The sequence below is a fragment of the Streptomyces sp. BK340 genome, from assembly GCF_007827595.1.
Taxonomy (GTDB): Bacteria; Actinomycetota; Actinomycetes; order Streptomycetales; family Streptomycetaceae; genus Streptomyces.
Window position 1 is genome coordinate 29943 of sequence record NZ_VISR01000003.1, and the last position, 12231, is coordinate 42173.

Annotated in this window: 11 protein-coding genes; 2 read left to right on the plus strand and 9 right to left on the minus strand. The window is 72.8% G+C overall.

Annotation, left to right across the window (positions count from 1 at the left end):
- The first annotated feature begins 66 nt into the window (after positions 1 to 66).
- Entirely contained in the window at positions 67 to 1317 is a 1251-nt protein-coding gene (locus FB157_RS06550) for a lactonase family protein (protein WP_186581380.1), read from the plus strand.
- A gap of 90 nt (positions 1318 to 1407) precedes the next feature.
- Here the strand turns inward: FB157_RS06550 and FB157_RS06555 are convergent, their stop codons facing one another.
- Together FB157_RS06555 and FB157_RS06560 are read right to left on the minus strand one after the other, a co-directional pair.
- Positions 1408 to 2136 (minus strand): DUF2470 domain-containing protein, encoded by a 729-nt coding sequence (locus FB157_RS06555; protein WP_145876917.1) that lies wholly within the window; start codon positions 2134 to 2136, stop codon positions 1408 to 1410.
- Positions 2137 to 2217: 81 nt separating this feature from the next.
- Entirely contained in the window at positions 2218 to 2823 is a 606-nt protein-coding gene (locus FB157_RS06560) for a TetR/AcrR family transcriptional regulator (RefSeq protein ID WP_145876919.1), read from the minus strand.
- 121 nt (positions 2824 to 2944) lie between these two features.
- On the opposite strand from FB157_RS06560, the gene FB157_RS06565 reads away from it, so the two are divergent.
- On the plus strand, positions 2945 to 4468 hold the full coding sequence (locus tag FB157_RS06565; protein ID WP_145876921.1) for a cytochrome P450: 1524 nt from the start codon (positions 2945 to 2947) through the stop codon (positions 4466 to 4468).
- On the opposite strand, the gene FB157_RS06570 is transcribed toward FB157_RS06565, so the two are convergent.
- The 7 genes from FB157_RS06570 to rhaS all read right to left on the minus strand — a co-directional run bounded on the left by FB157_RS06570 (position 4430) and on the right by rhaS (position 12206).
- A complete protein-coding gene (locus FB157_RS06570; RefSeq protein ID WP_145876923.1) occupies positions 4430 to 5287 on the minus strand; it encodes a pentapeptide repeat-containing protein in 858 nt (285 codons plus the stop codon). The two genes, FB157_RS06565 and FB157_RS06570, sit on opposite strands and share 39 nt — an antisense overlap.
- A gap of 49 nt (positions 5288 to 5336) precedes the next feature.
- On the minus strand, positions 5337 to 6230 hold the full coding sequence (sigJ, locus tag FB157_RS06575) for an RNA polymerase sigma factor SigJ (protein ID WP_145876925.1): 894 nt from the start codon (positions 6228 to 6230) through the stop codon (positions 5337 to 5339).
- 34 nt (positions 6231 to 6264) lie between these two features.
- The gene (locus FB157_RS06580; RefSeq protein ID WP_145876928.1) at positions 6265 to 7008 is read right to left on the minus strand and encodes a PIG-L deacetylase family protein; all 744 of its coding nucleotides are present in this window, start codon (positions 7006 to 7008) and stop codon (positions 6265 to 6267) included.
- 184 nt (positions 7009 to 7192) lie between these two features.
- Positions 7193 to 8494, minus strand: coding sequence for an alpha/beta fold hydrolase (locus FB157_RS06585; RefSeq protein ID WP_145876930.1), 1302 nt, complete (start codon positions 8492 to 8494; stop codon positions 7193 to 7195).
- 98 nt (positions 8495 to 8592) lie between these two features.
- Entirely contained in the window at positions 8593 to 9618 is a 1026-nt protein-coding gene (locus tag FB157_RS06590; RefSeq protein WP_145876932.1) for a LacI family DNA-binding transcriptional regulator, read from the minus strand.
- A gap of 78 nt (positions 9619 to 9696) precedes the next feature.
- Positions 9697 to 11085 carry a BNR repeat-containing protein gene (locus FB157_RS06595; protein WP_145876935.1) on the minus strand — a complete coding sequence of 463 codons (1389 nt, stop codon included), beginning with the start codon at positions 11083 to 11085 and terminating at the stop codon, positions 9697 to 9699.
- Positions 11086 to 11126: 41 nt separating this feature from the next.
- Positions 11127 to 12206: a rhamnose ABC transporter substrate-binding protein gene (gene rhaS / locus FB157_RS06600; protein WP_145876937.1), complete on the minus strand. Its 1080-nt coding sequence runs from the start codon at positions 12204 to 12206 to the stop codon at positions 11127 to 11129.
- Between the last annotated feature and the right edge of the window lie 25 nt (positions 12207 to 12231).

The following is a 12231-nucleotide window of genomic DNA, read 5'->3' on the forward strand; positions in this document are numbered from 1 at the left end:
CTTTCGCGCCGGATCCACGCCAAGGTGGCTGTCACGAGCGGGGCAACCGATGACCTGAGGTGCGGGATGGACAGGGACGCGCGAGCGGCGCGACGGGCGTCCCTCCTGCCCGAGCGCGGCCGGGAGCCCGGGGGCAGCTGGACCAGGCGCCGGTTCGTCGGAGTGGTGGCGGGCGCGGCCGCCGTGGTGGCGGTGCCCGCACCTGCGGCCCCGCCTGCGGACGGCGCACCGGCGGCGGCCGAGGGACCGGCGACGCGGCCGGCGGCCCGGCCGGGTCGGAAGGACCCCCTCCCCCACCCGCTCTACCTCGGCACCTACACCTCCGTCGAGGGCGGCGGCACCGGGATCGGACTGGCCGCCTACGATCCGGCGTCGGGCCGGATCACCGGCTCGGGGACGATTCCCCACGTGCCCGACCCGTCGTATCTGGCGCTGCACCCGGACGGCCGCACGCTGTACGCGGTCGACGAGCGCCAGGACGGCGCGGTCACCGCCGTACGCGTCGCCGACCGGCGGATCCTCGGCAGCCGGAGCACCGGCGGGGCGGGCCCCTGCCATCTGTCGGTCCACCCGGGCGGCCGCTGGCTGCTGAGCGCCAACTACGCGTCGGGCAGCGTGGCCGTGCACCCGATCGATTCCTCGGGCGCCCTCGGTGAGCGCACCGACCTGGTCACGCACACCACCCCGGCACCCGGCCCCGGCCAGCAGGGCCCGCACGCGCACCAGTTCCTCACGAGCCCCGACGGCGGTCATGTCCTCGCCGTCGATCTCGGCACCGACACCGTCTACACCTACCGCCTCGACCCGGCGAAGGGCACGCTCACCGAGGCGGCCCAGGCGCACGCCCGGCCGGGCGCGGGCCCGCGCCATCTGACCTTCCATCCCGGTGGCCGGTACGCCTATCTGGCCAACGAGGTGGACGACACCGTCACCGTCTGCGCTTACGACCCGGCCACCGGGCGCCTCACCATCGGCGCCCCGCAGCCCACGGGCTCCGGCTCCGGCACCAACTACCCGGCGCAGATCCTGGTGACCTCGAACGGCTCGTACGCCTTCCTGGCCAACCGCGGCCACAACAGCATCGCGCGCTACGCCGTCGAGGCGGAGGGCGCCCGGCTGCGGCTGCTCGGCACGGTGCCGGTGGCCGGGGACTTCCCCCGCCAGATCGCCTTCTCGCCGGACGGCCGGTTGCTGTTCGCGGCGAACCAGCGCTCCGGCACGGTCAGCGTCTTCCAGGTGGACGTCGAGAGCGGCGAACTGCAGCTGACGGGGGAGCCGTTCGCGTCGCCGGTCGCTGTCTGCGCGTTGCCGCTGTAGCGCCGTCGAGGGAACGCACCGCAACCGTCCGGCGCCTGCCGAGCGGCCGCCGGACGCGGCGGACCTCCCCTCACGCGCGGGCCGTTCGCCTCACCTGTCGCCCTCCGCACGCTGCCGCTGCAGTGCACGCGGGCAGGCCGCGGCGCTCGCCTGGGCCAGTAGGGCGTGCATGCGTTCGGTGAGCTGGGTGACGTCGTCGGCGGGCGTGTGGAACGTCAGGCGCACATCGCCGTGGGAGCGGGTGCGTTCGACGCGCAGGGTGAGGCCGTGCCGGTCCACGGCGAGGGGCGTCACCCGGGTCGCGGCGTGCAGGCTCTCGGGCCGCACGAGCCGGGTGAGCCGTTCGACGGCGTCCGGGTGTGCGTCGGCGAGGTGGGTCAGCAGCCGGGCCTCGGCGAGTGCCAGCGGGTCGGGCCGGGCGGCGGCGAACTCGTCCAGGTCGACGAGGACGGCACCGGACGGCTGCCGCAGCACCGCCCGCGTGGGCCGCAAGAGCAGCGAGCCGTCGTCGGCGGGCGCGAACCAGCCGGCCAGCCACAGCCTGGCCCGGATGCGCTGCCGTACCGGGACGGGGGCCACGTCGGCGAACTCCAGCACGGCCGACGGCTCCCCGCGCGGGGCGCACAGCGCGGCCGCGAGCAGGGCGCCGTCCTCGGGCACGTCGAGCAGCACCCCGCCGTCCTCCGTCACGGAGTGCGCGCCGACGTACTCCTCGCGGGCGCCGTCCGCGGTCACCCGGCACGACCACGCGGCGGCGAGCACCGACCGCGCCCGCTCCGCCGCGCCGGGTCCGGCCGCCCAGTCCTGCGTGTCACCCATCCCGAGACCTCCTTAGGTAAGCCTTGCCTAACCTATCGGAGATCCGGGTGCGCGCCAACCACGCCCGGCAAGGGCGGGGAGTTACGCGAGGACACCCAGCAGGGCACGCGCACACAGGTCGCGCACCTGTTCCCGGGTCAGCCCGCCGTCGCGCAGCCACTCCAGACAGACGGCCGTGGTGAAGGCGAGCCAGCCGCGCACGGCCAAGCGCATGTGCGGGGCACTGTCGAGGACGGGACCGAACTCCGGGTCCGCGGCCAGCGCGGCGAGGATCTGCTGCTCCTGGGCGGCGAGGGCCCGCTGGTAGACGCGGCGCACGGCCTGGTCACCGGCCGCGTCGGCGCGATGGAAGGCGCGGAAGCCGTGGGCGTGGGCCTCGACGTGGCCGAGATAGATGTCGAGGCCGGCGGCCAGCTGCTCGCGCACCGGCACGCCGGGGACCGCCGCCGTCATGCGCAGCATCCGCTCGCTCTCGCGCTCCACGACCGCCGCGAAGAAGTCCCGCTTGGTCGGGAAGTAGTGGTACAGCAGCCCGCGGGAGACTCCGGCGATCTCGGCGACCTGCTCGATCCACACGTCGTCGTAGGGGCTCTCCGAGAACAGGCACGCCCCGACCGACAACAGCTGCTCACGGCGTTCCTCGGTGCTGAGTCTGCGCCGGGCTCGCTCCCCCTGATTCGCGGCCATGCCGTCACCTTACTTGACGCGGGTTCAACAAGCGGACCACACTGAAACGCGTTATTGAACTCACGTACAACACGCACGCGTCACAGGTTCGACCATCCGCTGGATCAAGGGAGATCGCGTCATGGCGGGGACGAGGGAGGCCGGGCTGCCCAAGGGGTTCCGGGGAGCCGAGCAGGGCTGGCCGGAGCTGCACCGCATCCCGCATCCGCCGCGCCGGCTGCCGCTGGCCGGTGATGTGCTGGGCGTCGACCGGCGCCGGCCGGTGCAGGACTCGATGCGGTTCGGGCGGGAACTGGGCCCGGTCTTCCGGCGCCGGGCGTTCGGGAACGAGTTCGTGTTCCTGTGGGGCTCACGCCTGGTCGCCGATCTCGCCGACGAGTCCCGGTTCGCCAAGCACGTGGGCCTCGGGATCGCCAATCTGCGCCCGGTCGCCGGCGACGGCCTGTTCACGGCGTACAACCACGAGCCGAACTGGCAGCTGGCCCACGACGTCCTCGCGCCCGGCTTCACCCGGGAGGCCATGGAGGGCTACCACGGCATGATGCTGGCGGTCGCCGAGCGGCTGACCGGCCACTGGGACCGGGAGCTGGCGGCCGGGCGGGCGGTGGACGTGCCAGGCGACATGACCAAGCTGACCCTGGAGACGATCTCGCGCACCGGGTTCGGGCACGACTTCGGCTCCTTCGAGCGGGACCGGCCGCACCCCTTCGTGTCGGCGATGGTGGGCACGCTCAGCTATGCCCAGCGGCTGAACAGCGTGCCCGGGCCGCTGGCGCCGCTGCTGCTGCGCGGCGCCTCCCGGCGCAACGCGGCCGACATCGCCCATCTCGACCGCACGGTCGACGAGCTGGTGGCGGCCCGGCGCCGCACCGGCGGCGGGGACGGGGACCTGCTGGACCGCATGCTGGCGACGGCCCACCCCGAGACCGGGGAGCGGCTGTCGCCGGAGAACGTCCGCAAGCAGGTGATCACGTTCCTGGTGGCGGGCCACGAGACCACCTCGGGCGCGCTCTCCTTCGCCCTGTACTACCTGGCCCGGCACCCGGAGGTCGCCGCCCGCGCCCGCGCCGAGGTGGACCGCGTCTGGGGCGACACCCCGGAACCCGGCTACGACCAGGTCGCCAAGCTGCGCTACGTCCGCCGGGTGCTGGACGAGTCCCTGCGGCTGTGGCCGACCGCGCCGGGCTACGCCCGGGAGGCCCGCCAGGACACGGTGCTGGCCGGCGAGCACCCCATGCGGCGCGGCGCCTGGGCGCTGGTGCTGCTGCCGATGCTGCACCGCGACCCGGAGGTGTGGGGCGAGGACCCCGAGCGGTTCGACCCGGACCGGTTCGACGCCGCCGCCGTACGCGCCCGTCCCCCGCACACCTTCAAGCCGTTCGGGACCGGCGCGCGGGCCTGCATCGGCCGCCAGTTCGCCCTGCACGAGGCGACTCTCGTCCTCGGTCTGCTGCTGCGCCGCTACGAGCTCCGGCCGGACCCGGACTACCGGCTCCGCGTCACCGAGCGTCTGACACTGATGCCGGAGGGCCTGCGGATGCACCTGGAGCGGCGCACCGCCCCGGTGCCGGCCGCACCGGTCACGGTCCCGGACGACGGCTCGGGGTCAGCCGGCCGCTGCCCAGTGCACGGGGCGGGCCAGTGACTCCGGCAGCCTGGTGCCCACGCTCCCCCGGGCCGCGTTCAGCTGCGGCTGGGTGAGGAAGAAAGCGCCGGTGAGGTCCGCGTCGGTCAGGTCGGCGTCGCGCAGGTCGGCGCCGATCATGTCGGCTCCGCGCAGGTCGGCGCCGGTGAGGTCCGCGGCGATCAAGTAGGCACCGCGCAGACTGGCACCGCGCAGGTCGGCGCCCCTGAGCCGGGCCCCGATGAGGTCGGCGCCGCGCCGGTCCTTCCCCTTGCCCTTCCTGCCCTTGCTCCCCTTGGCGTCGGTGACGCTCGCCCGGACCAGTTCGCTGGTCCGCAGCAGGAGCACGTTGACCTCCTGCCGGTGGGCGGCCACGTCCAGCGCGGCCAGCTCCTCGGGGCCCTGCCGGGTGAGCCGCTCGGTCTCCTCCAGCGCCCGGCGCAGACCGGCGTGGACGGGCCGGGCGGCGTCGAGGCCCAGTGCCTCGGCCAGGTACCAGAGCAGTTCGTGCAGCTGGCGCACGACCGGGAACACGTCGAACATCCGGCGGGCGTGCTCCTTCGGGCCCGTACGCCAGTCCTGCCCGCCGAAGGTGATCTGCGAGACCTTCTGCCCCGCGCCGAAACAGTCGTAGACCGTGCAGCCGGTGAAGCCCTTGTCCCGCAGGTCCGCATGGATGCCGCAGCGGTGGTCGCCCCGGAGGTTGGGGCAGGGCTTGCCCGCGGGCTTGTCGAGGGCGAAGTCCGCGGAGGCCGCGAAGGGCAGGGCGACGCAGCACAGCCCGAAGCACTGGGCGCAGTCGCCGCGCAGGGCGGAGCGGTCGGTGGTCTGATCCGGCATGCCGTCCAGCCTACTGACCTGCGGAACCGTCCTGACCACGGCGGTACGGTCAGCCCTCCAGCTCGGGCAGGTCCAGCGCGGCGATGCGGTCGGGGTCGGCGAGGATGTACAGGCCGGTGATCCGTCCGTCCACGATCGTGAACGCCGTGACCGACACCGGCCGCCCCTCGGGCGCGGTGACCAGGCCCACCGCACCGTTGACCAGCGCCGGGCGGGCGTGAACCGCCAACCGGGAGAACATCGAGGCCTGTTCGGCGACCGTCCACGCCCCGTGCACGGTCTTGGAGGCGGCCGCACCGCGCACCAGGGACCCGGCGTCGGCGCGCAGCGTAGCGTCCGGGTGGAGCAGGGCGAGGAGCGCGTCGAAGTCGCCGCCGCGCGAGGCCGCCAGCCAGGCGTCGACCACCTGCCGCTGCCTGCCGAGATCCGGGTCGACCGCGGGGGCCGCCCCCTGCACCCGGCGGCGGGCCCGGCTGGCCAGCTGCCGGGTCGCCGCCGGGGTGCGCTCCACGATCGCCGCGATGTCGTCGAAGGGCACCGCGAACATGTCGTGCAGGACGAACGCCAGCCGCTCGGCCGGGTCCAGGGTCTCCAGGACGACGAGCAGGGCGAGCCCGACCGAGTCCGCCTCCAGCACCTCCGCCTCCGGATCCACCTGGGACAGCGGGCGGACCATCGGGTCGGGGACGAACGTGTCGTCCATCGGCTCCTCGCGGCGGGCGGAGCGCGAGCGCAGCATGTCCAGGCAGACCCGGCCGACGACCGTGGTCAGCCAGCCGCCGAGGTTCCTGATCTCCTGCGTGTCGCTGCGGCCGAGCCGCAGCCACGCCTCCTGGACCGCGTCCTCGGCCTCGGCGAGCGAGCCGAGCATCCGGTAGGCCACCGCGCGCAGTTGCCCGCGGTGCTCCTCGAAGCGGTCGGCCAGGAGGTCGGTGCCGTTCATGGGGTCCCCGTTCGGTGGTGGTTCGCCGGCTCGGCTATCGGTGGAACAGTTCGAAGGCCACCGCCGGCTTCCCGCCGAAGCGTTCCCCGGTGGCGGTGGTCGTCTCGGTCAGGAATTCGCGGACGTACGTCTCCGGGTCCTGTTCGGTCAACGCCTCTATGTAGGTGCGGTGTTCCAGCAGGGAGCCCATCGCGCGCTCCAGGCCGGCCGTCGCGTCCACGGCGTGCGTGGGGCTGCTGGAACCGGCGACGGCGACCCAGCGGACGCCGTTCCAGGGCTCCAGTCCCTGCTCGGCGAGTTCCGGGAAGATCCAGCGGTTGCCGGCGTCCGCGGCCGCGTCCAGGGTGGCACGGCCCACGGCGACGTGATCGGGGGTGTTCCAGGCGACACCGCCCCATGTGTCGCGGTGGTTCAGGGTGACGACGAGTTCCGGGCGGTGACGGCGGATCGCGGCGGCTATGTCGCGGCGCAGCGCCTGGCCGTACTCGATGACACCGTCCCGGTGGCCGAGGAACTCCACGGTGGTGACGCCTACGACGGCCGCGCTCGCCCGCTGCTCGCGTTCGCGCAACGGACCGCAGGTCGCGGGGTCGAGGGTGTCGATGCCCGCCTCGCCACTGCTGGCCAGGACATAGGCGACCGACCGGCCGGCGTCGGTCCAGGCGGCGACCGCGGCCGAGCACCCGTACTCCAGGTCGTCGGGGTGCGCGACCACCGCGAGGGCGCGCTGCCAGTCGTCGGGCAAAGGCTGGAGCTGGGTGATCTTCGGCTCGCTCATGGGCGCAGACTATGCGGCCGAGCCCATGCCGCAACTCCTTTTTCAGCGTGGGTTTCTCGCGGTCGGTACGGCGGCGGTGTGCGGATCGGCGGACGCTCCACCGGTGTTCAGCAGGACGGCCACGGGGGCCGGGCCGGGGCCCGGTGCGGTACGGCGCTCTCCGGCGCCCGTGCCGCACCCTGCCTCACACCTCGTCGCGGGTCAGCGCGAGCAGCCGGTCCAGGACCCGGGGTGCTCCGGCGCGCAGGCCGTCGTGCTCGAACTCGTCGGTCACCCAGGTGCGCAGCCCTCGGACGGCGCGGGCGGTCTGCAGGGAGTGGGCGGTGTCCACGTACATGTCGTCGTGGTAGACCGCCGCGGCGACCGGGACCTCGTTGACGGCGAGGCGGGCGGGGTCGTACAGCGGCTGCCAGTCGGTGCGGGCGGCGAGCAGTTCGGCGGTCTCGCGCAGCGGGCGCAGGGCCGGGTCGGTGTCGAACATCCAGGGGTGGACCGTCTCGCCCGTGAACAGCACCGGGGCGTCGCCGGCGATCGCCTTGGCCGCGTCGAACTGCGGGAACTCCGTGCGGACCCGCTCGGCGGCCCAGGCGGTGGGGCGGGCGTCCTGGCCGTAGATCGCCTCGTGGACGAGCGCGTACAGCGGGTGCCCGGCATACGACAGCAGGCCCTGGACCTCTTCCTGGAAGGCGTCGGACAGGTCGAAGCCGCCGGGGGTGCGGACGAAGGCGTCCTCCAGGAGGTAGTGCAGCCGGTGGCTGCCGTCGCTCGTGCCGAGCATCAGGCCCAGGGACTGGAACGCCTCGACCGTGAGGCGGTAGCCGCCCGGCAGCACGACGTCGTGGGTGAGGAGGTGGTCGGCGATCCGGCGGGCCCGCTCCACGTCCTGGGGGTAACGGGCGTAGTGCGCGGCGACCTTGCGCTCGATGCGCGGGTAGGCGGCCCGGTAGACGTCGTCGGCGTGGGCGTGGAGGGAGGGCAGTCCGCCGGTGATGACGGCGGCGCTGAGCCCCTCGGGGGCCGTGGAGAGGTACGACACCGCGCAGAAGCCGCCGAAGCTCTGGCCGAGCACGGTCCAGGGGGCGCCGCCCGTCACCTCGGTGCGGATGGCCTCGCAGTCGCGGACGATCGAGTCGGCGCGGAAGCGGGTGAGGTAACCGGCCTGCTCGGCGGATCCGCCGCGCAGCGGGAGCGTCTGCCGGGTGGCGGGGGCGGAGCGGCCGGTGCCGCGCTGGTCGAGCAGGAGGACCCGGTAGTCCTCGAGGGCGCGGTCGAGCCAGGCCTGCCGTCCGGCGAAACGGTTCGCCCCGAAGCCGGGCCCGCCCTGCAGATACACCAGCCAGGGCAGATCCTGGCCCGCCTTGTCACTGGCGACGGCCTCCCGGGCGTACAGCTCGATGGTCTCGCCGTCCGGATCGCCGTGGTCGAGGGGCACGGTGAAGTGACGGTCGGTGAGGACGACGCCGGGCTGGCGGTAACTGATGCTCAACGGGTCTCCCGGGACGGATGGGTCGGACGCGTCCCAGTTCAGCACATGGACGGCGGTGAGCCGAGCCCCGGGATCATGGTTCGTTACTGAACTTCCGGTCAGCGGGCGGCCAGGCTCGAGCGGCGCACCACCAGCTCCGGCTGGAGCACCACGCGCCGGTGTTCATGGGCGCCGGCTCCGCCCTCGGTCTCGGTCTCCTCCAGCAGCAGCTCGGCGGCGAGTGCGCCCATGGTGACGGCGGGCTGCCGTACTGAGGTCAGCGGTACGGCGGCCGCGGCGGCGAACTCGATGTCGTCGTAGCCGACGATCGCGAGGTCGTCCGGAACGGTGACGCCCGCCGCGTACATGGCCTGCAGGACTCCGAGCGCGAGCAGGTCGTTGGCGCAGAAGACGGCCGTGGGGCGGTCGGCGAGGCCGAGCAGGCGGGCGCCCGCGTCCCGGCCGGCGGCCACGTCGAGACGCTCGGTGGGCAGCTCGCGCAGCGCGTCCGGGCCGAGTCCGGCCTCGGCGAGGGCGTTCAGCGCGCCGGTGCGGCGGTCGCGGACCTGGTTGAGTCCGGGCGGGCCGCTGACGTAGGCGACGGAGCGGTGCCCGGCGTCGACCAGGTGCCGGACGGCGAGGGCGCCGCCCGCCACGTCGTCCACGGAGACCGAGCACTCGGTGGTGCCCTCGGCGACCCGGTCGACCAGCACGAACGGGATGCCGTGCCGGCGGAAGGTCGCGATGTTGCGGCCGGTGGCGTCGGCCGGGGTGAGCAGCACCCCGCGCACCCGCTGCTCGGCGAAGAGGGAGAGGTACTCGGCCTCCTCGGCCGCGTTCTGCGCGCTGTTGCAGACCATCACGCCGACCCCGGCCTCGCGTGCGGCCCGCTCGGCCCCGCGTGCGACGTCGACGAAGAAGGGGTTGCCCATGTCCAGGACGAGCAGGCCCATGATCCGGCTGCGGCCCGCGCGCAGCTGGCGTGCGGACTCGCTGCGGACGTAGCCGAGGCGGTCGATCGCGGACAGCACCCGGGCCCGGGTTTCGCTGGCGACGGTGTCCGGGCGGTTGATGACGTTCGACACCGTGCCCACCGACACTCCGGCGGCGCGGGCGACGTCCTTGATACCCACCGACTGGGCCATCGGGCGGGGACCTCCAGGAGAACGAGGGGCGGCGGGAAGGCCTTCACATTACCGTCATCGCCGCCCAGAACAGACCGGTCACGCGGGGAGTGCGAAGTCCACGACATGCAGCGGCGAGGGGGTGGTGCCGCTCGACTTCTCCTGGTACATGAAGGACAGCACGTTGTCGGCCTGCACGCGCATCTCGTCGATCACGACCTCCCCGAACGCGTTCAGGTCACGGCCGTCGTACAGCAGCGCCCAGTCCGTGTACCCGGAGGACTTCGAGGCACCGGCGATCCGGCCGTACGGGAGGATCGCGTAGGCGTTGTCGTGTCTGTCCAGGACCAGCTTGGTGCGCTGGCTGGAGTTCAGTGCGACGGGGATCTCGGTCTTCTGCCAGCTGCCTGCGGAGTTCTTGCGGAGATGGAAGGCGCGGCCGCCCGCGGTGCGGTCGGCGGCGTAGTCCGTGGTGCACGGGCCGAAGCGGCCGGGGACGTGGCTGATGATCGCGTGCGGCAGGCCGGACGAGTCGGTGGTCTGGCTCTCCTGGTTCATCAGGCAGTGGTCCGGGTCCAGGGCGTCGACGACGAGTCCGGCGTCGCCGACGGCGACCGTGTCCGGGGTGCCGGTGGTGCCCACGACCGTGCCCGCGTCGTTGCGCCAGGTGCGGCCCCGGTCGGTCGAGTGGACGTAGCCGGTGTCGTGGTTCGGGATGCCGCCGCTGTGGCACATCACGGCCGCGTTCTGCTCGCGCCAGGTGAAGAAGACGTGCAGCCGGCCGCTCGCGTCGTAGTCGATGCCGTGCAGGTACATGTTGCGGGCGGTGCTGGAGCCGTGCGGGCTGGAGTAGGTGCCGGTGGAGCTGGTCCACTCACCCAGCGCGGTCCAGGCCGAACCGTCGTACTCGGCGAGGGCGTTGCAGCCGTTGCCGGAGACACCCACCCGGTAGCCGAGCTGGAGCCTGCCCTCGGGCGTGCAGACGAACTGGGGGTAGGTGAACTGCGGGGTGAGCGCGAGTCCGTCGAGGGTCGTCCGTACGGCGCCGAAGACGGACGAGGCCCAGAGCGTGGACGCGGGGTCGTCGAGGAGCCCGGCGACCGACTTGACGTAGAAGAAACCGTCGCTGTGCGAGTCCATGACGAGGTGGAGACGGCCGTCGGTCCTGGAGACACCCATGGAGATGACGTTGTGGGAGTCGTCGCTCTTGAGGGTGTGGGACAGGGTGACGGCCGACCATGTCGAGCCGCCGAGGACGCGGCGGGCGACGACGGCGTTGCGGGTCGAGGTGTACCAGGCGGCGTACTGGTGCCCCTGGTAGGTCAGCAGACCGTTCTTCTGGAAGGAGTTGTTGTTGACCAGGCCGTCGTAGGAGACGAAGTAGACTGCCCGGCCGTCGAGCCGTGTGGTGCCCTTCTTGGTGACGGACGGGCCGGGGGCCGCCGCGGCGGCCGGGCGGGCGGACGCCGGCACGGTGCGTCTTCTCATCAGCGAGTGCACACGCCGCTGCATCAACAGCCCCTCGGTGACTAGAAGTTGAACTGGTCGATGTTCTTCGCGTCGAACACGGTCGGCTTGCCCAGGTTGATCACGCCGTCCTTGCCGATGGTGTACGTGGTGTCGCCGGCCTTGAAGGTCTCGCCCTCCTTGCCGGTGATCTGCCCGGACACCAGGGCGACGGCGGTGCGGGCGGCGAGGTCGCCGAGCTTGGCCGGGTCCCACAGCTCGAAGGCGTCGACGGTGCCGTTCTTGACGTACTTGCGCATGTCGTCGGGCGTGCCGAGGCCCGTCAGCCTGACCTTGCCCTTGTACTTGGAGCCGGACAGGTACTGCGCGGCCGCCTTGATGCCGACGGTGGTCGGGGAGATGATCCCCTTCAGGTTCGGGTGCTCCTGGAGCAGGCCCTGGGTCTGCTGGAAGGACTGCTGGGCGTCGTCGTTGCCGTAGGCGATCTTGACCAGCCTGATGTTCTTGTACTTGGGGTCCTTCAGCTCGTCCTTCATGTAGCCGATCCAGGTGTTCTGGTTCGTCGCGGTCTGTGCGGCGGACAGGACCGCGATCTCGCCCTCGTAGCCGATCTGCTCGGCCAGCAACTGCACCTCGGTGCGGCCCAGGTCCTCGGCGGACGCCTGCGAGACGAAGGCGTTGCGGCAGCCGGGGTCGGTGTCGGAGTCGTAGCTGACGACCTTGATGCCGTTGCTCATGGCCTGCTTGAGCGCGGTGCACAGCGCCCCCGGGTCCTGCGCGGACACGGCGATCGCGTTCACCTGCTGCTGGGTGAGGGTGTTGACGTAACTCACCTGTCCGGCGGTGTCGGTGGCGCTGCTGGGGCCCACCTCCTTGTACCTGGAGCCGAGTTCGGCGAGGGCCTTCTCGCCGCCCTTGTCGGAGGTGGTGAAGTACGGGTTGTTGACCTGCTTGGGCAGGAAGCCGACGGTCAGCCCCTTCTTGGTGACCGCGTTCGGGTCGGCCTTGCCGGCGGAGGCGGCCGAGGCGTTGTCGTCCTTGACGTCCTTCTTGGTGGTGCCGCCGCAGGCGGTGAGGGCGAGAGCGAGAGAGGTGAGCGCGGCGAGGGCGGCGCCGGAGCGGCGGAGGGCTGCTGTGCGCATGGCGGGGTCCTTTGGTACGAGGGTG

Coding starts and splice junctions, on each gene's coding strand:
- FB157_RS06550 (WP_186581380.1), top strand. CDS start 67: ATGGACAGGGACGCGCGAGCGGCGCGACGGGCGTCCCTCCTGCCCGAG.
- FB157_RS06555 (WP_145876917.1), bottom strand. CDS start 2,136: ATGGGTGACACGCAGGACTGGGCGGCCGGACCCGGCGCGGCGGAGCGG.
- FB157_RS06560 (WP_145876919.1), bottom strand. CDS start 2,823: ATGGCCGCGAATCAGGGGGAGCGAGCCCGGCGCAGACTCAGCACCGAG.
- FB157_RS06565 (WP_145876921.1), top strand. CDS start 2,945: ATGGCGGGGACGAGGGAGGCCGGGCTGCCCAAGGGGTTCCGGGGAGCC.
- FB157_RS06570 (WP_145876923.1), bottom strand. CDS start 5,287: ATGCCGGATCAGACCACCGACCGCTCCGCCCTGCGCGGCGACTGCGCC.
- sigJ (WP_145876925.1), bottom strand. CDS start 6,230: ATGAACGGCACCGACCTCCTGGCCGACCGCTTCGAGGAGCACCGCGGG.
- FB157_RS06580 (WP_145876928.1), bottom strand. CDS start 7,008: ATGAGCGAGCCGAAGATCACCCAGCTCCAGCCTTTGCCCGACGACTGG.
- FB157_RS06590 (WP_145876932.1), bottom strand. CDS start 9,618: ATGGCCCAGTCGGTGGGTATCAAGGACGTCGCCCGCGCCGCCGGAGTG.
- FB157_RS06595 (WP_145876935.1), bottom strand. CDS start 11,085: ATGAGAAGACGCACCGTGCCGGCGTCCGCCCGCCCGGCCGCCGCGGCG.
- rhaS (WP_145876937.1), bottom strand. CDS start 12,206: ATGCGCACAGCAGCCCTCCGCCGCTCCGGCGCCGCCCTCGCCGCGCTC.